Below are 21,596 nucleotides of genomic sequence, written 5' to 3'. Positions count from 1 at the left end.
GCCCTGCACCGGTCCCTCCGTGACCCCACGATTGTCCCCCTCGATGTCCCCCTCGACTGCCCGGAAGGTTCACCGATGACCGAGGCCCTGCCCACCCTCTGGTTCGTACTGATCGCCGTGCTGTGGTCCGGCTACCTCTTCCTCGAGGGCTTCGACCTCGGGGTGGGGATGCTGATGAAGCTCATGGCCCGCAGCGACACCCAGCGGCGCGTGCTGCTCAACACCGTGGGCCCGGTGTGGGACGGGAACGAGGTCTGGCTCGTGACGGCGGTGGGCGCCATGTTCGCCGCCTTCCCCTACTGGTACGCCTCCCTCCTGTCCGCGCTGTACCTGCCGTTCCTGCTCGTCCTGCTCGGCCTGATCTTCCGCGCCGTGGCGTTCGAGTGGCGCGGCAAGCGGCACAGCGACACCTGGCGCAACCGGTGGGACTGGGCCATCGCGCTCGGATCGTTCACCGCGGCGGCCGGGATCGGCGCGGCGCTCGGCCTGACGACCACGGGCCTGCCCCTCGACGCGAACGGCGACCGCGTGGGCGGCGCGTTCGCCTGGGCCACCCTGCCGGCCCTCCTCGGTGCCGCCGCCGTCGTGCTGTTCTGCCTCGTCCACGCGGCAGCGTTCGTCGCCCTCAAGACCGACGGCGGCGTGCGGGCCCTCGCCGACCGACTGTTCCGCCGCCTCCTGCCGGTCGCGATGCTCCCGTTCCTCGCCTGGGCGCTCCTCGTCCAGCTGGATACCGGATCCGCGCTCACCTGGCTCGCCGTCGTCGTCGCCGTCGGCGCCCTGGCCGCCTCCTACCGCTTCTCGGCCGGGGGCCGTGACGGCCGTGCGTTCGCGGCGCTGGGCCTCGGGATGCTGGCCCTGGTCGGGTCCGTCTTCGGCGCCGTGTTCCCCGTCGTCCTCCCGTCCACCATCGACCCGGCGTTCGACCTCACGGTGCAGAACGCGTCGTCCTCGCCCTACACGCTCGGCCTGATGAGCGTCGTCGCCTGCTTCGGCGTGCCCCTGGTCCTCGCGTACCAGGGGTGGACCTACTGGGTCTTCCGGCAGCGCGTCTCGGAGTCGAGCATCCCGGCGGCACACGCCGTCACCGCACTGTGAGCGCGCGTGTCTCACCGCTGGCCACCCTGAGGGCAGGAGGGCCGGCGGGTGCGGCGGGCTCCACGACGGCGCTGTACCTCCTCGGCGTCCTCGCCGCCGTCCGCGCGGCGGGCCTGGTGCTGCTGGCCCAGGCGCTGGCCCTCGGCCTCGGATCCCTCGCCGCCGGAGCCCTCGACGTCCGCGGCGTGCTGCTGCAGGGCATCCTCGGCGCGGCCCTCCGCACCCTCGCCGCGTGGGGGCAGGACGCGACCGCCGCGCGCCTGGCCCTCGGCACCCGGGAACGGATGCGCGAGGCCGCGCTCCTGCGCCTGCTCGAGGACGGCGGGGCAACGCGGGCCGCAGCAGGCGGTCGGGGCTCCCTCGCAGTCCTGCTCACCCGGGGACTCGACGGGCTGGACAAGTACTACACGCAGTACCTGCCCGCGCTCATCACGTGCGCCGTGGTCCCGCTGCTCATCGGCGTGCGGATCCTCGCCGCGGACTGGGTCAGCGCCCTCATCATCCTCCTCACGGTGCCACTCGTGCCCGTGTTCATGGCGCTGATCGGCCTCCACACCCAGGAGCACACGCAGCAGGCCGCCACCGCGCTGGGCCGCCTGTCCGACCACCTGCTCGAACTCGCACGGGGGCTCCCCGTCCTCGTGGGGCTCGGCCGTGCCGCCGAGCAGACCCGCGCCCTCCGCGAGATCGCCGACGCCTACACCGCGCGCACCATGACGACCCTCCGCACGGTCTTCCTGTCCTCCCTCGCCCTCGAGCTCATCAGCACCCTCTCCGTCGCCGTCGTCGCGGTCTTCGCAGGTGTGCGCCTGATCCACGGCGACCTGGGCCTCGAGACGGCGCTGATCGCCCTCATCCTCGCGCCCGAGTGCTACGGCCCCCTGCGCGACGTCGGTGCGGCCCACCATGCCAGCGAGGACGGGGAGGAGGCCGGGGCCCGCGTCCGCGCCGTCGTCGACGCCCCCGCGCCCCCGCCGGAGGACCTCCCGGTGCGCGTCCTGCCGGCCGACGGCGCGCCGGCCCGACGCGACGCGGTGCGGGTCGAGGGCCTCACCGCCCGGTACGACGGCGTCCTCGAGCCGGTCCTCGCCGATGTCTCCTTCGTGCTCGAACCCGGGACCGTCACCGCGCTGCGAGGCTCCAGCGGCTCCGGGAAGTCCACCCTGATGCGTGCCATGGCCGGGGGAGCGGCCCTCCCTCCCGGGCTCCGCCTCGCCGGCCGGGTGACAGGGCTCCCGCACGGTGCGGTCGCGTGGGTCCCGCAGCACCCCGAACTCCTGATGGGGACCGTCCGCGCCGAGCTCGCCCTCTACGCCGGGCGGCCCGCGGCGTCGACCGCCATCGAGGCCCAGCTGGCCGCCGTCGGCGCCGCCGGACTCGCGGACCGCCGGTGTGCGGAGCTGAGCTCGGGTGAACTGCGGCGTGTCGCCGTCGCCCGCGCCCTGCTGCGCGCGCAGGACCCGTCGGTCGCGCTCCTCCTCCTCGACGAGCCCACCGCCCACGTCGACGACGCCGCGTCCCGCGCCATCCGGGCCGCGGTGACGGGGCGGAGGGACGGGCTGACCGTCCTCCTGATCGCCCACGACGACGCGACAGCGCACCTCGCCTCGGGCGAGGTGCGCCTGGACGGGCACCCCTCGCGTCGGGAGACGACGGCGTCGCCGGACTCGCGGACCGTCCGCGCGGCGGCACTCCCGGTGGGTGCGACGCTCCCCGTCCCGCCCGAGCGCGCCGGCGAGGTAACCGACGCCGGGGGCGCCGGGGCGACCGACGAGGACGCCGGTGCGGCGGGAGCCCACGGCGCCGCCGGCCGCAGCCCGCAGGCCCACGCCCCATCCCGGCTCAGCGCGGCCCGCGACGTACTGGCCCTCGTCCGTCCCTGGGACCGGCGGTTCCTCGCCGCCGCCCTGTTCGGGCTCGGCGCCTCGCTCTTCGCCGTCGCCCTGACCGCGCTCAGCGGCTGGCTGATCGTCCGCGCGGCCGAGCAGCCCCCCATCCTCTACCTGCTCACGGCCATCGTGGGCGTGCGCTTCTTCGGCATCGGCCGTTCCCTCCTGCGCTACGCGGAGCGCCTCTGGCTCCACCGCGCCGTGTTCCACCGCGCGGACGACACGCGCCTGCGGCTGTGGACCGGCCTCCTCGGCACCGCCCGGTCCTGGCGCACGATCGCCCGCGGCTCCGGGGGCATCGAACGGCTGGTCGGGGACATCGACGAACTCCGGGACCTCTCCTCACGCGCGCTGCTGCCCCTCGTCACCTCGGTGCTGACGGGTGCCGCCGCGTTCGTCACCACGGCCGTGCTGCATCCCGCCTCCCTCGGGTGGCAGGTCCTGTCCGTCGTGGCAGCCCTCGTCGTCGCACCCGCCGTCGCCGTCGCCCGTGAGCGGGCCGCGGGCGCTGCCGCCGTCCGGCTGCGCGCGCAGGGCCTCGAACGCGTCTCGGGCCTGCTGCGCGCCGCCCCCGATCTCCGGGTGAACGGGGTCCACGAGCCGGCGCTCGCCGAGACGCGTGAGCTCGGGGAAGCCGTCACTGCGGCGGCGCGGCGCTCCGCCTCGGCGGCCGGGGTGGCGACAGCCGTCATCATCGCCGGGTGCTGCGCCGCCTCGCTGGGCATCCTCGTCGGCGCGGACGGCCTGCCGGCCGACCTCACCGCCGTCCTCGTGCTCATGCAGCTCGCGCTGATCGAGCCGTTCGTCGCCGGGACGGCCGCCGTCCAGCACTGGGGTCCGCTCGCGGCCGTGACCCGCAGGATCGTCCCGCACCTGAGCCCCACCGGGTGGGACGCGGACCTGCAGCCCGCGGACGGGCGCGACGGGCGCGACGGGCGCCGCGGCAGGCCGGCGCGGTCCGTCGCCCTCCGCCAGGCCGACGTCGGCTACGAGCCGGGCCGCCCGGTCGTCGCGGGCCTGGACCTCGAGGTGGCCCCGGGGCGCTGGACCGGGTTGACCGGACCCTCCGGGAGCGGCAAGTCCACCGTCATCGGAGCCCTCCTCGGGTTCCTCCCCCTCGAGCGCGGGGTGCTCCTCGTGGACGGCGGTCCCCAGGACGACGGCGGCACACCGCGCATCGCGTGGTGCCCGCAGGAGAGCCACCTCTTCAACTCCAGCCTGCGCTCCAACCTGCAGCTCGCCCGGCCGCCCGGCGACCCGGCGACGGACGCCGAACTGGACGCCGTCGTCCGCGCCGTCGGACTCACGGGCCTGGTCACCGGGCTCGACGGCGGGCTGGACGCGCCGGCGGGCGCCGGAGGATCACGGCTCTCGGGAGGCCAGCGGCAGCGGCTGGCCGTGGCCCGCGCCCTGCTGACCCGCTCCGGCGTCGTCCTCCTCGACGAGCCCACCGCCCACCTCGACGCCGATGCGGCGCGGTCCCTGCTCGAGGACCTGCGGCGCGGCCTCCCCGACACGGCCGTCCTCCTCGTGACGCACGACCCCGCGGAGGCCGCGCAGTGCGACGACGTCGTGGCACTGGACGCCGCTCCCGGCGGGGCGCGGCACGGGGCCCTGGTGGGGGCCCGACCGGCCCGGTGATCCTCCCGGACGCCGACGCGCCACGGCGTGCTGCGTCCTGCGGGCGTGGGCCCGGACCGGCCCGGCCTGGAATACGCTGGGGCCATGACCACGCCCGACCCGTCAGGACACGACGCCGCTGCGGCCACCCAGGGGCCGGACGCCCCGCCGCTGCCCGACGGGCTGCTGTGGCGACCTCTCACCTACGCCGACATCCCGCGCTGGCACGCGCTCATCCAGCGCATCGCGGAGGAGGACCAGCCGGACTGGGTGGAACAGCGGGTCGACCTCGAACAGGCACTCCGGGCATCGAAGAACGACCCCCGCAAGGACACCGTGGCGGGGTTCGACGGCGACGGCGCGCCCCGGGCCTTCGGGCGACTCTCCAGGAACCCCGGCTCGACCCTCGTCCACGGGGCGGGCGGCGTCGATCCCGCCTGGCGTGGCCAGGGGATCGGCCGGGCCGTCCTCGCCTGGCAGGCCTGGCGCGCGGAGACGCGCCTCCGCGAGACGGGCCACACGGAGGGGACCTTCCGGAACTACGTCGAGGAACGCAACACCTCCCATCTCGGTCTGCTCACCGCGAGCGGCAGCAGGATCGTCCGCTACTTCACCGAGATGACGAGGCCGCTGGACCAGCCGATCCCCGAGCTGCCCTTCCCGGACGGGCTGCAACTCGTCAGCTTCGCGGAGGGCGCCGACCGCGACATCGTCGAACTCGTCCGACGAGCCCACAACGACGCCTTCCAGGACCACTGGGGGAGTGAGCCCCGCGACCAGGAATCGTGGCAGTTCACGGTCAGCCACCCCGAGTTCCGGGCGGATTGGAGCCTCGCGCTCCTCGACCCGGTGGCGGGCGAGGTGGCCGCCTACCAGCTGGCCAGCTATGACCCCGATTCCCGTGAGCTGCTCGGCCACACGGAGGGCTACACCGACCTGCTCGGCGTGCGGCGCACGTGGCGGGGCCGCGGCCTCGCACCGGCCCTGCTCGCCGAGGCGATGCGGCGGTACCGGGCGGCGGGCATGCAGAACGCGGGGCTCGGCGTCGACACCGAGAACCCCTCGGGGGCGCTGGGCCTGTACGAGCGCATGGGCTACGTACCCACGCAGCGGTCGATCGTGTTCGACCTGCCGCTGCGCGTGATGTCCCCCTGACCCCTTCCCTCCCCGGGCCACCTGTGGTTCACTCGAAAGCACGGAGGGGAGTATCCCCAGATCCGGTTCGTCGTCATTACGGGGGTCCCAGCACCCTCCGGCGGACAGGGCCACCCCGGTGGCCGGGAGAGACCTCCAGTTGGTGATCACTGACTGGAAGGCAGAACTCCATGGACGTCCCCCTCTGGGTCTGGTTCGCTGTTGTCGGCTTCATCCTCCTCATGCTCGTCGTCGATCTCGTCGCGCACCGCAAGGCCCATGTCATCAGTGTCCGCGAGGCCGCCGCCTGGTCCGCTGTCTGGGTCTTCTGCGGCATCGTCTTCGGGGTCCTCGTGTGGCGTTTCTGGGGCGCCGAGTTCGGGCAGCAGTACTTCGCCGGCTACCTCATCGAGAAGTCCCTCGCGGTGGACAACGTATTCGTGTGGGCCATCATCTTCACGTTCTTCGCCGTTCCCCGCGAGTACCAGCACCGTGTCCTGTTCTTCGGGGTGCTCGGCGCCCTGGTCTTCCGGGCGATCTTCATCGCCGCCGGATCCGCGATCATCGCCAGTGCCGGCTGGGTCCTCTACCTCTTCGCGGCCTTCCTGCTCTACACAGGCATCCGCATGCTCCGGCAGCGCAACGAGCACATCGATCCCGCGAAGTCCCGTGCCCTGAAGCTCTTCCGGCGGTACGTGCCCATGACGGACGCCTTCCACGGCCAGCGGTTCCTCATCCGGAAGAACGGCGTCCTGCTCGCCACCCCGCTGCTCGCCGTCCTCGTCCTGGTGGAGGTCACGGACATCGTCTTCGCCGTCGACTCCATCCCGGCGATCTTCGCCGTCACCGACGAGGTGTTCCTCGTGTTCACCGCCAACGCCTTCGCGATCCTCGGCCTGCGTGCCATGTACTTCCTCCTCGCGGACCTCATCCACCGCTTCGTGTACCTGAAGGTCGGGCTCGCCCTCGTCCTGGTGTGGGTGGGCATCAAGATGGCCCTCAAGATCGACGTCTACTACATCCCCACGCCGGTCTCCCTGACGGTCATCACCACCATCCTCACCGTCGCCGTCGTCGCGAGCCTCATCAGGACGCGCGGCCAGGAACGCCACGAGCCGCCGGCACCGGCGGTGCCGCCCTTCCGTGCGGCGGAGCCCGACGAGATCGCCGCCCTGCAGCCGCTCTGGGGCGGACGCCGCAGGGCGAGCGATGCGGAGCGCCGGCCATGACGTCAGGTCGGAGGTCCGTCGGGGGCGCTCACATCGGACAGCCGCGGAGCCGTACGACGGCGAGCAGCAACCGCGAGCTGATGGCGTGGCTGTTCATGCGATGGTCCGGAGCGTTGCTGGTGGTGCTGATCTTCGTCCACCTGTTCGTGAACCTCATGCTGGGCGACGGGATCAACCAGATCGACTTCGCCTTCGTCGCCGGGAAGTGGGCGCATCCGTTCTGGCAGTGGTTCGACCTGCTCATGCTCTGGCTCGCCATGCTGCATGGCACGAACGGGCTCCGGGTCATCATCGACGACTACGCCGACACCGCACGCACACGCCTGTGGCTGAAGGGGGTCCTCCTCGTCTGCTCGGCAGCCATCATCGTGCTCGGATCCCTCGTGATCTTCACCTTCGATCCGTGCCCGGCGGGCGCCGCGCCGTCGTCCCTGCCCGCCGTCTGCGCGACGGCCGCCGCGATGCCCGGCTCGCCCTGACGGGGCGCCCCGCCTGCGGCGGGCGACGCGGCCAGGAGGTCGGGGGTGATGACGTCCGACACCCTGCCGGTGGGTCACGGGGTTGTGACACGTGGGCGACCTGCGCCTCGCCGGTGTGGACGGCGGCTATTCGTGGACGGGCTCGCCGGTCACCCTGTGGTCGGCGTGGTTCATGCCCTCGAGGACGAGTCGGGACAGGTGCCCGTCGACGATGCTGTAGATGACGTTGCGCGCGTCCCGTCGCGCGGAGACCAGGCCGGAGAGCCGGAGCTTGGCCAGGTGCTGGCTCACGGCCGTCCGGTTCGCGCCCGTGGCGGCGACGAGCGTTCCGACGTCGGCCGGCCCGCGGGTGAGGATCCACAGGATGTGCAGGCGCGTCGGGTCGGAGAGCATCCGGAAGGTCGCCGCGCCCGCCTCGAGACGCTCGGGGTCGGGCTCGACCGGGTGGACGAGGCTCGGGGATCCGGGCGGACCGGTGGGCGGGGCCGGGCCCTCGAAGGGATCGGCGGTCTGGTCGTTCGTGCCGGCGATGTCCCCTCCTCCGCTGGTCTGCACCGTGCCCCAACCTACCGTGCTGCCTGCGCGTCCGACGCCGTCGTCCCGGTCCCTACCGCCGCCGACGGCCACACCACGACGGCGGTGACGGTCCCCGCGAGGGCGAGTCCGGCCAGGACGAGGGCGGCCGCCGTCTGGCCCGCGCCCGCGCCGACCCAGCCGGCGACCGGGTAGGTGAGCATGAAGCAGGCGTGCGAGAGGGAGAACTGGGCGGTGAACAGGTAGCTCCGGGTGCTGTCCGTCGCGGCGCGGCGCAGCAGGCGCGAGGAGGGGGTGCTGATCATCGAGGTGCCGATGCCGAGGACGGTCCACAAACCGAGCAGGATCGCCCACGAACTGCCCGTGAGCGGCACGCGGCTCTGCTCGGCCAGGGCGAGAAAGGCGGCGGCCGGCAGGCCCGCGGCGAGCACCGTCCCGCCGATGAGCATGACCGTGCGATCGGGTGCGCGCTCCAGGACCCGGGGCGCGACGAACGCGACGAGCATGGAACCTGCCCCGTAGAACGCCAGCGCGATCGCGACGTCGGTGTTGGATCCGCCGAACAGGTCACGCGCGTAGACGACGGTGTTGACGAGCACGAGGGCCGTGGCGGCCGCGACGACGAGGTCCAGGGCCAGGAGCCCCCGCAGGGACGGCTCCCGCAGGAAGATCCGGGTACCCAGGGTGGTGCGGTGCAGGAGCGAGCCCTGCTGCTCGGCGGGCGGGATCACCGGCAGGCGCGTCGCGAGGACCATCGCCGCGGACACCAGGAAGCCGAGCATCGTCCCCACGAAGAGGTTGTGGAAACTCGTCACGGTCAGGAGGGCCGCGGCCAGCAACGGGCTGACCAGCGACTCGAGGTCGTAGGCGAGCCGCGACAGGGACAACGCCTTCGTGTAGTCCTTCGCCTCGGGCAGCACCACCGGGATGAGGGCCTGGAACGCCGGGGTGAAGGTGGCCGACGCGGACTGCAGGACGAACACCAGCACGTAGATCTGCCACACCTGATCGATGAACGGCAGGCCCAGCGCGACGGCCGCCCGCACCAGGTCCGCGCCCACGAGGACCGCCCTGCGGGGGAGGCGTTCGACCAGCGCCGCCATGACGGGGGCCACGAAGACGTACGCCACCATCTTGATCGTCAGGGCCGTGCCGAGGACGGCGCCCGCCTGCCCGCCGGCCAGGTCGAAGGCGAGCAGGCCCAGGGCCACGGTCAGGAGGCCCGTTCCCAGCAGGGCGACGACCTGCGCGGTGAAGAGGTTCCGGTAGGCGGGGCGGTGCAGGGCAGCCAGCATGGGGGAGGGCCCGTCTCGAGCAGGAATACGTCTCCCCACTATAGGTGCACCAGTACGCACCCGATCACGTACCTCGGCGGGACGCGGCTCGGGTCAGCCGGCGGCGAGGTCACGACGGCGCATGAGCCCCAGGGCCAGCGCACTGCCCACCGCGACCGCGGTGAGCAGCCACGCGAGGCCCTTCAGGTCGACGCCGTCACTCGTGACCGTCGGCGCGACACCCATGGGGGACAGCTGGACCACCCAGTCCGGGAAGCCGAACAGCGGCCCGAACAGGCCGAGCGTCATGCCGACCAGCACGAGCGCCCACCCGAGCGGGATCGTCAGCCGCGGGGCGATGACGAAGATCACCGCCGTGGCGACGAGGAACACGGAGGCGGCCGCGACCTGCCCCGCACCGGTGATTGCCACGTCACCCATGAGCGACCAGTTGCCGTCCCTCGAGGCGATGCCCGCAGCCGCGCCGGCGAGGGCGGCCGCGATCACCACGAGGATCCCGAGGAAGGCCGTCACGACGAAGCCTGCCAGCCAACGGACCCGGTCCACCGGACTGCTCAGCACCCGCTCCGCCGTGCCGTGGGTCTCCTCCTGCCGAGCCCGGCAGATCGTCTGGACGGCGCAGCAGGCAGCGAGGATGCCCAGCATCGTGAAGAAGACGACGACCGTGCCCTGTTCCAGGTCCGCGCCCCCGGACATCGCCTCGATCATCTGCTCGACGGTCGGATTCGCGGCACCGACGTCGCGGATCACCGACGCGAGGGAGGTCGCGAGGAGCCCTGTGACGAGGCCGCCGACACCCCAGCCCAGGATCGAGGCCCGGGACAGGCGTGCGGCGAGACCGGCAGGACCCGCCAGCGTCGCGGGAGCACCGGCCCTGCCGTGCCGCTCCGGCATGAGGCTCCCGCCGAGGTCGCGGACCGACTGGAGCGCGACCGCGACGCCGGCCAGCACCAGCCCGAGGACTGCGCACAGGATGATCGGCCTCACGTCGTCGTCGGCGAACGGCCGCGACTGCTCACCCCACCCGAACGGGGAGAGCCAGGTGAGCCAGGAACTCTCCATGCGCTGCAGGTCATCACTGGGCGTCCCGAGCGCGTTGCCGATACCGGCGGTCAGGAACGCGAGCATCAGGACCCAGACGGCCAACGAGTTCGCGCTCCCCGAGGTCCTCATGAGCTGGGCGGCGACGAGTCCCACACCGAGGAACGACAGCCCCACCGCGCCCGCGCCCAGGCCGGCGACGATCGATCCCCGCACCCCGAGGCCGGTGGCGACCAGCGCGAGGGTGACGAGGACAGCGAGGACGGCGTTGGCGAGGACGCCGTGGGTCAGCGTGGCCAGGAAGGGCACCCGGCGTCCGGCCGGGGTCGACCCCACCAGTTCTGCGCGGCCGACCTCCTCGTCGCCCCGCGTGTGCCGCACGGCGAGGAAGGAGCTCATGAGGGCCGCGAGGAGGGCGAGGAAGGGGAAGATCAGGAAGAGCATGAAGGCACCCTCGCCGGCTCCCGACGGTAGCCCGCGGAAGAGGAGGATCACGGGGTTGGCCATGACCACCACGAGCAGTGTGGCGCGGTCCGCCTCCGTGCCGTACGCCTGCGCGACCCCCACATAGGTGAGGTACGCCAGCAGCGCCGTGCCGCCTGTCCACAGCAGCAGTTGCACCCCGTCGCGCCGTAGCCGCTGGCCGAGGAGCGCCGGGAACGTGGTCATCGCACCACGGCCTGGTGCCGCTCGTGGGCCGCCCCGTCCGGCGAGGTGGTGCCGGGGTCGTCGCCGTAGTGCCGGAGGAACAGCTCCTCGAGGGAGGGTGGCTCGATCCGGAGCCCCTCGACGTGCAGCGCGGCCAGGGCCGGCAGCACGGCGGAGACGTGGTCGGAGTCGACGGTGAACCGCGCCCGGCCCCGGTCGAACCGCGCATCGTGTGCGTGCGGGACGGACGCGAGGGATGAGGCGTCCGCGGCCGCGAACGAGACCTCGGTGCGGGTGAGATGGCGCAGGTCGGCGAGGGTGCCCGATTCCACGACCCTGCCCGCGCGCACGATGCTGACGACGTCGCAGAGCTGCTCCACCTCGGAGAGGATATGGCTCGAGAGCAGGACGGTGGCGCCGGCCTCCCGCACCCGGGCGATCTCCTGCTGGAACACCACTTCCATCAGGGGGTCGAGGCCGCTCGTCGGCTCGTCCAGGACGTAGAGCTCGGCGGGCACGGCGAAGGCCGCGATCAGCGCCACCTTCTGGCGGTTGCCCTTGGAGTAGGCGCGACCCTTCTTGCGCGGGTCGAAGAGGAAGGCCTCCATCAGCCGCTCCCGCTCCAGACGGTAGGCGCGGTCATGGCGCCGGACCCCGCGCAGGCGGGAGAGGAAGTCGATCGTCTCCCCTCCGGTGAGGTTGGGCCAGACGCTGACGTCGCCGGGCACGGACGCGATGCGGGCATGGAGCGCGGAGGCGTCCCGCCAGGGGTCCCCGCCGAGGACCTGCGCGGTGCCGGATGTCGGGCGGGCCAGTCCGAGCAGGACGCGGATCGTGGTCGACTTCCCGGAACCGTTGGGACCGAGGAACCCGTGGATCCGGCCCTCCCCGACGTCAAGGTCCAGCCCGTCGAGTGCATGCACTCGGCCGTAGTGCTTGGCGAGGTTACGGGCCTCGATGACGCTGGCCATGCACGGGAGCATACGCCCGCGGCGGGACCTTGTGAACGGTCCTCGGGCCCCGGGAACCGGACCTACAGCAGGGTGCCCTGCCCGTCGTCCTCAGGGTGGCCGGCGCGCGCCGGTCCGTCCGACGACGGCGCCTCCACGGCTGCCCCGCCCAGCTCCGGGACCGCCGGTCGTGTCGCCTCGACGAGCCCGACCAGGTTCGGTCCGACGGCGTCGATCTGCTGGGTGAGCGGCACGCCCGAGCCGTCGCGCCGCCCGTGTTCGGTGGGCAGGGCGCGCGCCACCCCGTTGGCGGACGCGGCACGCGCGGGGCCATGGCCGGCCCACGCGAGGGAGAGCGATTCCTCGCCACGGAGGAAACGGTGTGCGCGGACACCCGCGGTGGCGCGGCCCTTGACCGGATACTCGGAGAACTCGGTCACCTTCGCCGATCCCGCCGTCGTCCCGGGCAGTGCGTCTCCCGCCGCGGCGACCGTCACCACCACGCCCTGTCCGTCCCCGGAGGACACCGTGCCGAAGTGCAGGACCGCATCGCCGGGGGAGAGCTTGATGCCGGCCATGCCGCCGGCCGTCCGGCCCTGCGGCCGCACCGCCGAGGCCGGGAACCGCAGGAGCTGCGCCAGGCGGGTGATGAAGACGAGGTCGTCGGCGTCGGACGCCGCGGCGATCCCGACCACCCTGTCCTTCGGCTTGAGCGAGATGACCTCCCAGTCGTCCCGGTTCAGCGGGTAGTCGGGCTGTACGCGCTTCACGACGCCCTGCGCGGTGCCGAGGGCGAGCACAGCGCCCAGCGGCGCGAGCCCCACGAGGCTCTCGCCGCGCTCGAGCGTGATGAACTCCGACGACGGCACGCCGCCCGCCAGGTTCGGGACGCCTGCCGTGGGGGGCAGGGCGGGCATGTCCATGACCTGGAGGCGGATCATCCGGCCCGCGGAGGTCACGGCTCCCGCCTCGCCGCGCGCCGTGGAGGCGAGTACGGAGCGGAAGGCGTCGTGCTTGATCCGCTGGCCGTCGCCGAAGGGCTGCCGGTCGGAGGTGCGGGCGAGCTGCCCGGATGCCGAGAGCAGGACCCAGCAGGGGTCGTCGGCGATCTCGAGCGGCAGCATCGCCTTCGCGCCCCTGGCCGCGGGTGCCGGCAGGATGGAACCCTTCAGCGGGGCGGCCGCCTCGGATTCGAGCAGGACGGTGCGCCGGGGGGTGGCGAACTGCTCCGACAGTGCGCCGAGCTCGTCGGAGACGAGCGTACGGAGGCGTTCCTCCGAGCCGAGGACGGCCTCGAGCTCCGCGATCTCGAGGCGCAGCTGGTCCTGCTCCTTCTCGAGCTCGAGGCGCGAGTACTTGGTGAGCTGGCGCAGCCGCAGCTCGAGGATGTAGTTCGCCTGGATCTCGGTGAGGTCGTAGATGGCCATCAGGCGCTCCCGCGCGGCGGCGGACTCGTCCGAGGACCGGATGATCTGGATGACCTCGTCGATGTCGACGATCGCGACGAGCAGACCCTCCACGAGGTGCAGGCGGTCGCGCTTGCGCTGCAGGCGGTACGAGGTGCGACGGCGGACCACGAGGATCCGGTGGGTGATGTAGACCTGCAGCAGCTCCAGCAGTCCCAGCGTGCGGGGCTGCCCGTCCACGAGGGCGACGTTGTTGACGCCGAACGAATCCTCCATGGGCGTGAAGCGGTACAGCTGGGCGAGGACCGCGTTCGGGTTGAAGCCGTTCTTCAGCTCGATCACGAGGCGCAGGCCGTGCTTGCGGTCGGTGAGATCGACGATGTCGGAGATGCCCTGCAGCTTCTTCGCGGTGACGGCGTCCTTGATCTTCTCGATCACCTTCTCCGGGCCCACGGTGTAGGGCAGCTCGGTGACCACGAGGCCGGTGCGGCGGGCGGAGAGCTGCTCCACCTTCACCGTGGCGCGGGTCCTGAAGGAGCCACGCCCCGTCGCATAGGCGTCCCGCACGCCGTCGAGCCCGACGATCTTCCCGCCGCTCGGGAGGTCCGGTCCGGGCACGAAGCGCATGAGGTCCTCGAGCCGGGCCTCGGGGTGCGCGATGAGGTGGCGTGCGGCCGCGACGACCTCGCCGAGGTTGTGAGGCGGCATGTTCGTCGCCATGCCGACGGCGATGCCGCTGGCCCCGTTGACCAGGAGGTTCGGGAAGGCCGCGGGGAGCACCTCCGGCTGGGTGAGCTGGTTGTCGTAGTTCGGGACGAAGTCGACGACGTCCTCGTCGAGGTGGTCGGTCATCGTCAGGGCGGGCGCGGCGAGGCGCGCCTCCGTGTACCGGGCGGCCGCGGGGCCGTCGTCGAGTGAGCCGAAGTTCCCGTGCCCGTCGATCAGCGGCAGGCGCAGGGAGAAGTCCTGGGCCATGCGCACCATGGCGTCGTAGATGGCGCTGTCCCCGTGCGGGTGGAGCTTGCCCATCACCTCGCCGACCACGCGCGCGGACTTCACATGGCCGCGGTCCGGGCGCAGGCCCATGTCCGTCATCATGTAGAGGATGCGCCGCTGGACCGGCTTCAGGCCGTCCCGGGCGTCGGGGAGTGCGCGCGAGTAGATCACGGAGTACGCGTACTCCAGGAAGGACTCCTCCATCTCGGTCTCTACGTCGATGTCGATGATCTTCTCGGTGAAGTCCTCCGGCGGTGCGGAGTTCTGGCGCCTGGCCACGTGGCGGTTCCTCAACAACTCGGGGTGCGGTTCGGGGTGGGTGGGCGGCATCCGCGACCCGGGGGCGGTCCCAGCCGCGCCGGTCGAATGCCGACTACCCTGAGTCTATGGTGGCGGACGGACAATACCCCGAATACTGGGAAGCCGATGTCGTGCTGCGCGACGGCGGGACGGCGCACCTGCGGCCCATCTCACCCTCAGACGCCGACGCCGTGCAGGCGTTCCACGTCCGCCAGTCGCAGAACTCCATCTACCTGAGGTTCTTCACGTACAAGGCGAGACTCAGCGCCAAGGAGCTCAAGCGCTTCACCGAGGTGGACCACCGCGACCGGGTGGCGTTCGTCATCACCCGGGGCGGCGACATCATCGGGATCGGGCGCTACGACCGCCTCGACGACCCGCTCGAGGCCGAGGTGGCCTTCAACGTCTCCGACCACCACCAGGGCCGCGGCGTCGGCTCCATCCTCCTCGAGCACCTCGCCGCCGCCGCGCGCGAGAACGGCATCCGGCGCTTCGACGCGGAGGTCCTGCCGGAGAACCGGAAGATGATCACGGTCTTCGCGGAGGCCGGCTACGAGGTGGAACGGCACTTCGACGACGGCGTCGTGATGCTCAGCTTCGACATCGACCCCACCCGGAAATCCCAGGCGGTGATGGAGGCGCGTGAACACCGCGCGGAGGCGAGGAGCATGGCGGACCTCCTGACGCCGTCGTCCGTGGCCGTGATCGGCGCGAGCCGCGAACGGGGGACCGTGGGCCACTCGCTCCTCGAACACCTCGTCGACGGCGGGTTCACCGGGCGCGTGTACGCCGTCAACCCCGAGGCCTTCGAACTCAACGGCATGATCTCCCACGCCTCGCTCGCCGAGGTCCCGGAACCCGTGGACCTCGCGGTCGTCGCCGTGCCGCAGGACCAGGTGGACGCCGTCGTCGACGAATGCGGGCGCGCCGGGGTCAAGGGACTGCTCGTCGCCACCGCCGGGTACGGGGAGGGAGACGGCGACGGCCTCGCCCGCCAGCGCGCCCTCGTGCACAGGGCCAGGGCGCAGGGCATGCGCGTGGTCGGGCCGGCGTCCCTCGGCCTCGTGAACACGGACCCCGCGGTCCGGCTCAACGCGTCGATGGCGCCCGACCTGCCGGCGCGCGGGGCGCTGTCCCTCTTCAGCCAGTCCGCCGGGCTCGGTGTGCTCCTCTACGCCAGCGCGCACCGCCGCGGGCTGGGCGTCTCCTCGGTGATCTCGGCAGGGAACCGTGCCGATGTCTCGGGCAACGACGCCATGCAGTTCTGGGAGGACGATCCGACCACGCGGGCCGTCGGCCTGTACTTCGAATCCATCGGGAACCCGCGCAAGTTCTCGCGGATCGCCCGCCGCCTCGCCCGGACCAAGCCCGTCATCGTGGCGAAATCCGACGTCATGGGCCTGCAGCTCCCGCCGGGCCACGCCGTGCGCACCACGCAGGCACCGGCCGGCGCCCTCGACTCGATGCTCCGGCAGTCCGGGGTCATGAGGGTCGAGACCACCGAACAGCTCATGGACATCGCGCAGGTCGTGGCGAGCCAGCCCCTGCCCCAGGGCCCCGGGGTGGCCGTGTTCAGCAACTCCTCCGCCCTCGGCAAGGTGGTGGCCGACGGCGTCGTGTCGCAGGGCATGACGGTCGTGCGGCTCGAGGCCGGGCTGCGGCTCGACACCGGGCAGTCCGTGGCGCTGCCCGCCCTCGCCGCCGCCGTGGCGGACGCGCTGCGCGACGACGCCGTCCACTCCGCGGTCGTCGCCACGCTGCCGGCCCGCGGGCTCACCGCGCAGGCCGCGGCCGCGTGCCTGCAGCAGTGCGCCGAAGCGGCCGGCAAACCGGTCATCGCGTCCTTCACCGGCATCCTCGACGCCCGGCTCCAGCTCGACGGGCTCGTCGCCGCGCCGGCGGCGGGCCTCGCACCCCCGGCACCCCCGGCGGCCCCGGCGCCGGTTCCGGCCGACGCCGATCCCCCGGCCGGGGCCGGGAGGTCCCTGCCCCTGCAGCGGGGACTGCCCTGCTTCCCCAGCCCGGGAGCCGCGCTTGCCGCGCTCGGCGCCGTCGTCCGGTACGGGCAGTGGCTCGCGCGCGACCACGGGGAGTTCGTCGACCCCGACGGCGTCGACGCCGACGCCGCGACGCGCGTCCTGGCGGGCGTCCGCGCCAGGGTGGCCGACGTCGAACTGACCCGGCTCACCGCGGAGGAAAGCGCCGCGCTGATGGGCTGCTACGGCCTGCGCCTCCAGCCGTCGGCCCGGTTCGCCACCGCCGACGAGGCCGTCGAGGCGGCGGGACGCCTCGGCTGGCCGGTCGCCCTGAAGACCATGGACGAGCATCTGCGCCACCGCCTCGACCTCGGCGGTGTCCGGCTGAGCATCGACGACGCCGCGTCGCTGCGCCGGAACATCACCCAGATGGAGAAGGTGCTGGCCCCGTTCGGCAGTTTCGACATGGAGGTGCAGTCCATGGCGCCGTCCGGCCAGGCCTGCAGCATCCGTGCGATCGAGGATCCGCTCATGGGCCCGGTGGTCTCCTTCGGCCTCGCGGGCGACGCCGTCAACCTGCTCGACGACTGGGCGCACGCCGTCCCTCCCCTCAGCACCGGCGACATCGCCGACCTGGTGCGGGCGCCGCGCGCCTCCCGGAAACTCTTCGGCTACCAGGGGCTGCCGCCCGCCGACGTCGAGGCCGTCGAGGACCTGGTGGCGCGCGTGGCCCTGCTGAAGGACAACCACCCGGAGATCGCCCGGCTCGAGTTCAACCCGGTGCTCGTCGCGGCGTCCGGGCTCACCGTGCTCGGTGCCGCGATCGACGTCGGCAATCCGCAGCGCCGCACCGACAGCGCGCGGCGCGCGATGCGCGACTGACCGTACCCACATACGCGGGTTGGTTAGGCAGGAGGCGGGCCGGTGGGGGAAACTGGGGGTATGACCCCATCGCTTTCGGTCCAGTGGCGCGACCTCGATGCATCCCTCGAGCGGGCAGGCTTCTATCCGAGGCTCGTGGCCGACGTCGTCCACGACGCCCTCGACGGGCGCGAGCCGCTCTCGCACGTCGCGCACCTCGAGACGCACTTCGAGCGCACGGAGGTGCGCCGCCACATCACGGTCCTGGTCCTCACCGAGGACATGCTGGTGATCACCCACGTGGACGACCAGCAGCTCGACGACGCCGGCGAGCAGGTCATGGCGCAGATCTCCACGGAGTCGGTCCCTGTCAGCCAGATCCGCTCCGTGGTCCTCAGCTACCTCTACGCGCAGCCGCAGGACTACAAGCCCAGCGACCAGGTGCGGGAGATGACTCTCGCCATCGCCTGGTCCGGGGGGCAGCGCCTGGACATCGGTCCCGCGAGCTGCGGGGATCCGCAGTGCGACGCCGACCACGGCCTGACGGGGACCATGGCGCAGGAGGACATCGTCCTGCGCGTCAGCGCCGAAGCGGACGGCGCGCAGGCGGTGCAGAACGCCAAGGCGTTCGCGCGGGCCCTGCGCAAGGTCAACACGGCGAGTCCCGTCTCCGGCGGCTACGTGGCCCCTCCCGACGGGCCGCCCCGCCGGCAGGCCGGCTTCGGCGGGCGGTTCAACAGGCCGCACCACCAGCGGTAGCGGTTGTGCCCTTCCTCCACGGGGAGCGCCTGCCCGCTCCTCCCTCCTACGGCGTGTCCACGGTCGCCGAGGTGATGACCAGTTCCGCCGCTGCGCTCGGCGTGGACGGCTTCACCAACGCCCTCGGCCTGCCCTCCTCCCGCCGCATCGCCGTCGTCATGGTGGACGGCCTCGGCATTACGCTGCTGCGCCGGCACGCGGCGCACGCGCCGTTCCTGCGGGAGAGCCTCGCGTCCGCGCGGATCCTCTCCTCCGCCTTCCCCTCGACGACGGCGGCGTCGCTGGCGAGCCTCGGCACGGGTCTCGCCCCCGGCCGGCACGGCCTCGTGGGCTACGACGTCCTCGATCCTTCCCAGGGATCCGTCGTCAACATGCTCGGCCGGTGGGACGCCGGCGTCGACCCCCTCGCCTGGCAGCCGCACCCCACCGTCTTCGAAAGGGTGTCCGGGCAGCTGCCCGTCGTCACCGTCAGCCACCCCCGCTTCGAGGACTCGCCCATGACGCGCGCGGCCCTGCGCGGCGGGACGTTCGTCGGCGCGGGCACCATCCACGCTCAGATCGACGCCGCCGCCGCGCAGCTGGCCGGGGCACCGAGCATGCTCATGTACTTCTACGTCAACGACCTCGACAAGGCCGGCCACCGGCACGGCGTCGACTCCCCGCAGTGGCTCCGCGCGCTGGAGGACCTCGACGCCGCCCTGAAGCTCCTGGCCCGCCGCGTCCCCCCCGACACGCTCCTGCTCCTCACGGCGGATCACGGCATGGTGGACATCGCCGCGCCGCAGCGCATCGACTACTCGGCGCATCCCGCGCTCCTCGAGGGCGTCGCCCACACGGGCGGGGAGCCCCGCATGCTCCACCTCTACCTCGAGCCGGATCTCACCGCCGACGCCCGGGACGCCCTCGCCCTGCGCTGGCACGAGGCCTTCGGCACCCGCGCGTGGATCGTCACGCGCGAGGAGGCCGTCGCGGGAGGCTACTTCGGTCCCGTGCGCGACGAGGTGCTGCCGCGCATCGGGGACCTGCTCGTCCTGGCCCGCGAGGGCATCGCCCTCATCGATGGGCGGCGCGTGCTGCCTGCCGCCTTCGAGATGGTGGGACAGCACGGTTCGCTGACACGGGCCGAGCGCGACATCCCGCTCATCACCCTGCCGACACCCGCAGCTCCCGGCCGTCCGCCGGGGCGCCGCGGCAGGGGGGCGCGCCGTGGCTGAGCTCCTGTTCTTCTCGGGCACCATGGACTGCGGGAAATCGACCCTGGCGCTGCAGATGGACCACAACCACAAGGCCCGCGGTCGCCGCGGCGTACTCTTCACCTCCCACGACAGGGCGGGGGAGTCCATGATCTCCAGTCGGCTCGGGCTCCAGGTGCCGGCCGTCGAGGTCCTCCCGGACACCGACTTCTGGGCCGAACTCACGCTGCGCCAGACCATGGGAGCGCGGATCGACTACGTGATCTGCGACGAGGCACAGTTCTACACGATCGAGCAGATCGACCAGCTGGCACGCGTCGTGGACGAGATGGACATCGACGTCTTCGGCTTCGGGATCACCTCGGACTTCCGCACGCGGCTCTTCCCCGGGTCGCAGCGCCTGATCGAACTCGCCGACCGCGTGCAGGTGCTGCAGGTCGAGGCGCTGTGCTGGTGCGGCAAGCGGGCAACCCACAACGCCCGGACGGTGGACGGCGTCATGGTCGTCGAGGGGGACCAGATGGTGGTCGGCGACGTGGATCAGCCCACCGACGACGCCCCGGACCTCACGGGGAGCCGGGCGGATGCTCCGCCGGCGGACGGGACGGACCGCGGACCGATGGTCGGGTACGAGACGCTGTGCCGGAGGCACCACATGCGCCGTCAGACCTCCAGGACCTCGCCGTCGCTCTACTCCAACGAGATCCCGTTGCCGTTCGAGGCACGGGAACGCGAGCCCGGCAGGATCTGACGGAACGGCGAGCCCCCTGCCGGCCCGGCGGGGCGGTCAGTCGCCCTTGCGACCGAAGACGATGTCGTCCCAGCTCGGCACGCTGGACCGCTTGGGCTTGACCCGGCGCTCGGCGGCGTCCGCCGGCTCCTTGCCGGTGTCCTTGCCGGTGTCTTTCGGCGCTTCCCGGCCCGCTTCCCTGGCGGGTCCACCGCCGGCGGTGCGGGCCGCCTGGCCGCGCCCGGCGTCACGCGCCGTCCCGCCCGCTGCGGGCGGCTGGAGCCGACGCGAGGGCTGCGCGAAGATGCTGATCTCGCGGGTTTCGGTACTCACGCCGTCGTACAGCCTCGGCGTGCCGTCGTCGTGCTGGGCGGGTTCCTCACCGGTTCCGGCATCGGCGCCGGCGAGCGCGTCGTCGTCCCCGCCGGAGGGCGCGAGCGCGAGCCCGGGAGCCGCTGCGTCCCGGCCGGCGCGATCCCGGCCATCGTCCGCCTGACGCTCGGCGCCGGACGTCCCGGTGTCCTCGTCCCGCGGATGGGCGGCGGGGATGGCTCCCTGCGTGAGGAGTTCCGCGAGGGCGTCGTCGCCGTCCTCGTCGGCTCCGAGGCGCTGGCCGCGACGCGAGCGCAGGATGTCCAGCAGACCGTCCTGGTCGGCAGGGGTTGCTTCGGGTGCCTCGTCGGCTTTTTCCGCCTCGAAGTCGAAGACGCGGTCCGCCACGGCACTGAGCCTCCGGGCGGGGAGCGGGCCGTCGAGGGGCTCGAGCTCGCTGAGCACCTGCGCCCACCGGTTCCCGTTCGCGACCGTCTTGCGGGTGGGGTTGTAGGTCCACTGCGCGGGCGGCTGCTCGCCGAGGTCCACGGTGGAGCCGTCGGGCAGGTCGAACGAGGCCTCGACGTGCCAGGATCCGTCCTGCCGCCGCCACGAGTCCCATTCGAGCGACGTCGGATCGATCCCGTAGCTCTCCACCCGGAACGCGACCATGTCGCCCAGGAGGGCGGGGCTGTCACCGAAGGCGGAGCGGTAGCCGTCGTGGCTCGGGAGCGGTGTGGCGACCTCGACGCGCTGCGCCAGGTAGGCCACGTAGTCGCGCTCGGCCCGGACGGGCCCTTCGTAGCGCTGCACGTGGGCGAGGTCGAGGTCCGACTCCGCGGCGACCTGCTCCGCGGTGGCTCCCGACCGGATGCGGGCCTGGATGTCGCGGGGGGTCAGGTGGACGGGCGGCTTCGCCGGTCGAGTCGGCTTCGCCGGCGGCGCGTCCGGCGCCACCGCCGGTGCGCCGGCGGGGGTGCTGGCACGGCGCAGCGCGTCGTCGACGGGCAGCCGGTAGGACGTACCGTCCTCGCCGCTCAACAGCAGATGTCCGCCATCCTCATGGACACCCACCAGGCGTAACTCCTGCATCAATTCCTCCAGCCGACAGCATTTCCTAGTAACTGTGCCACTGAATGGCGGCCA

General features: G+C 72.7%; 15 protein-coding genes. 9 read left to right on the top strand and 6 right to left on the bottom strand.

All coding sequences use genetic code 11. The annotated features are described in order from the left end of the window. Positions 1-75: 75 nt before the first annotated feature. From cydB to ACX80P_RS03650, 5 genes are all read left to right on the top strand, one after another. Positions 76-1,098 (top strand): cytochrome d ubiquinol oxidase subunit II, encoded by a 1,023-nt coding sequence (cydB, locus tag ACX80P_RS03670; protein WP_459276667.1) that lies wholly within the window; start codon positions 76-78, stop codon positions 1,096-1,098. After that, positions 1,095-4,628 (top strand): thiol reductant ABC exporter subunit CydC, encoded by a 3,534-nt coding sequence (gene cydC, locus ACX80P_RS03665; RefSeq protein WP_459276666.1) that lies wholly within the window; start codon positions 1,095-1,097, stop codon positions 4,626-4,628. Before cydB ends, cydC begins: the two co-directional genes overlap by 4 nt. An 84-nt stretch (positions 4,629-4,712) precedes the next feature. Continuing rightward, a complete protein-coding gene (locus ACX80P_RS03660) occupies positions 4,713-5,762 on the top strand; it encodes a GNAT family N-acetyltransferase (RefSeq protein ID WP_459276665.1) in 1,050 nt (349 codons plus the stop codon). 170 nt (positions 5,763-5,932) lie between these two features. Beyond that, positions 5,933-6,970, top strand: a complete 1,038-nt coding sequence (locus tag ACX80P_RS03655; protein WP_459276664.1) for a TerC family protein — start codon at positions 5,933-5,935, stop codon at positions 6,968-6,970. Beyond that, complete coding sequence (locus ACX80P_RS03650; RefSeq protein ID WP_459276663.1) at positions 6,967-7,449, top strand: succinate dehydrogenase hydrophobic membrane anchor subunit; 483 nt, start codon at positions 6,967-6,969, stop codon at positions 7,447-7,449. The genes ACX80P_RS03655 and ACX80P_RS03650 overlap by 4 nt, the downstream gene beginning before the upstream one ends. A 126-nt stretch (positions 7,450-7,575) precedes the next feature. Here the strand turns inward: ACX80P_RS03650 and ACX80P_RS03645 are convergent, their stop codons facing one another. From ACX80P_RS03645 to ACX80P_RS03625, 5 genes are all read right to left on the bottom strand, one after another. Then, positions 7,576-8,004 carry an ArsR/SmtB family transcription factor gene (locus tag ACX80P_RS03645; protein ID WP_459276662.1) on the bottom strand — a complete coding sequence of 143 codons (429 nt, stop codon included), beginning with the start codon at positions 8,002-8,004 and terminating at the stop codon, positions 7,576-7,578. A gap of 11 nt (positions 8,005-8,015) precedes the next feature. Then, positions 8,016-9,278, bottom strand: a complete 1,263-nt coding sequence (locus tag ACX80P_RS03640; RefSeq protein ID WP_459276661.1) for an MFS transporter — start codon at positions 9,276-9,278, stop codon at positions 8,016-8,018. Positions 9,279-9,371: 93 nt separating this feature from the next. Then, positions 9,372-10,988 (bottom strand): ABC transporter permease, encoded by a 1,617-nt coding sequence (locus ACX80P_RS03635; RefSeq protein WP_459276660.1) that lies wholly within the window; start codon positions 10,986-10,988, stop codon positions 9,372-9,374. Next, complete coding sequence (locus tag ACX80P_RS03630; RefSeq protein WP_459276659.1) at positions 10,985-11,938, bottom strand: ABC transporter ATP-binding protein; 954 nt, start codon at positions 11,936-11,938, stop codon at positions 10,985-10,987. Before ACX80P_RS03630 ends, ACX80P_RS03635 begins: the two co-directional genes overlap by 4 nt. A gap of 62 nt (positions 11,939-12,000) precedes the next feature. Continuing rightward, a complete protein-coding gene (locus ACX80P_RS03625; protein WP_459276658.1) occupies positions 12,001-14,598 on the bottom strand; it encodes a DNA gyrase/topoisomerase IV subunit A in 2,598 nt (865 codons plus the stop codon). A 107-nt stretch (positions 14,599-14,705) separates the two neighbouring features. Here ACX80P_RS03625 and ACX80P_RS03620 point away from each other — a divergent pair, with 107 nt between their 5' ends. Genes ACX80P_RS03620 through ACX80P_RS03605 form a run of 4 tightly spaced genes read left to right on the top strand, consistent with a single transcriptional unit; the run spans position 14,706 to position 20,159 of the window. Beyond that, complete coding sequence (locus ACX80P_RS03620; protein ID WP_459276657.1) at positions 14,706-17,477, top strand: bifunctional acetate--CoA ligase family protein/GNAT family N-acetyltransferase; 2,772 nt, start codon at positions 14,706-14,708, stop codon at positions 17,475-17,477. Positions 17,478-17,537: 60 nt separating this feature from the next. Continuing rightward, complete coding sequence (locus ACX80P_RS03615; RefSeq protein WP_459276656.1) at positions 17,538-18,215, top strand: DUF5998 family protein; 678 nt, start codon at positions 17,538-17,540, stop codon at positions 18,213-18,215. A gap of 5 nt (positions 18,216-18,220) precedes the next feature. Then, the gene (locus tag ACX80P_RS03610) at positions 18,221-19,429 is read left to right on the top strand and encodes an alkaline phosphatase family protein (RefSeq protein WP_459276655.1); all 1,209 of its coding nucleotides are present in this window, start codon (positions 18,221-18,223) and stop codon (positions 19,427-19,429) included. Then, on the top strand, positions 19,422-20,159 hold the full coding sequence (locus ACX80P_RS03605) for a thymidine kinase (protein ID WP_459276654.1): 738 nt from the start codon (positions 19,422-19,424) through the stop codon (positions 20,157-20,159). Before ACX80P_RS03610 ends, ACX80P_RS03605 begins: the two co-directional genes overlap by 8 nt. Positions 20,160-20,195: 36 nt before the next feature. On the opposite strand, the gene sepH is transcribed toward ACX80P_RS03605, so the two are convergent. Beyond that, complete coding sequence (gene sepH, locus ACX80P_RS03600) at positions 20,196-21,542, bottom strand: septation protein SepH (RefSeq protein ID WP_459276653.1); 1,347 nt, start codon at positions 21,540-21,542, stop codon at positions 20,196-20,198. Positions 21,543-21,596 lie beyond the last annotated feature (54 nt).

Source organism: Arthrobacter arabinosi, assembly GCF_054511115.1.
Note: the sequence above shows the minus strand (reverse complement) of the source record. Positions and strands in the feature narration are given on the sequence as shown.

What these genes read in the sequence shown, in the direction of transcription:
- cydB (WP_459276667.1), top strand. Translation starts at nt 76, where the DNA reads ATGACCGAGGCCCTGCCCACCCTCTGGTTCGTACTGATCGCCGTGCTG.
- ACX80P_RS03660 (WP_459276665.1), top strand. Translation starts at nt 4,713, where the DNA reads ATGACCACGCCCGACCCGTCAGGACACGACGCCGCTGCGGCCACCCAG.
- ACX80P_RS03655 (WP_459276664.1), top strand. Translation starts at nt 5,933, where the DNA reads ATGGACGTCCCCCTCTGGGTCTGGTTCGCTGTTGTCGGCTTCATCCTC.
- ACX80P_RS03650 (WP_459276663.1), top strand. Translation starts at nt 6,967, where the DNA reads ATGACGTCAGGTCGGAGGTCCGTCGGGGGCGCTCACATCGGACAGCCG.
- ACX80P_RS03640 (WP_459276661.1), bottom strand. Translation starts at nt 9,278, where the DNA reads ATGCTGGCTGCCCTGCACCGCCCCGCCTACCGGAACCTCTTCACCGCG.
- ACX80P_RS03635 (WP_459276660.1), bottom strand. Translation starts at nt 10,988, where the DNA reads ATGACCACGTTCCCGGCGCTCCTCGGCCAGCGGCTACGGCGCGACGGG.
- ACX80P_RS03630 (WP_459276659.1), bottom strand. Translation starts at nt 11,938, where the DNA reads ATGGCCAGCGTCATCGAGGCCCGTAACCTCGCCAAGCACTACGGCCGA.
- ACX80P_RS03620 (WP_459276657.1), top strand. Translation starts at nt 14,706, where the DNA reads ATGGTGGCGGACGGACAATACCCCGAATACTGGGAAGCCGATGTCGTG.
- ACX80P_RS03615 (WP_459276656.1), top strand. Translation starts at nt 17,538, where the DNA reads ATGACCCCATCGCTTTCGGTCCAGTGGCGCGACCTCGATGCATCCCTC.
- sepH (WP_459276653.1), bottom strand. Translation starts at nt 21,542, where the DNA reads ATGCAGGAGTTACGCCTGGTGGGTGTCCATGAGGATGGCGGACATCTG.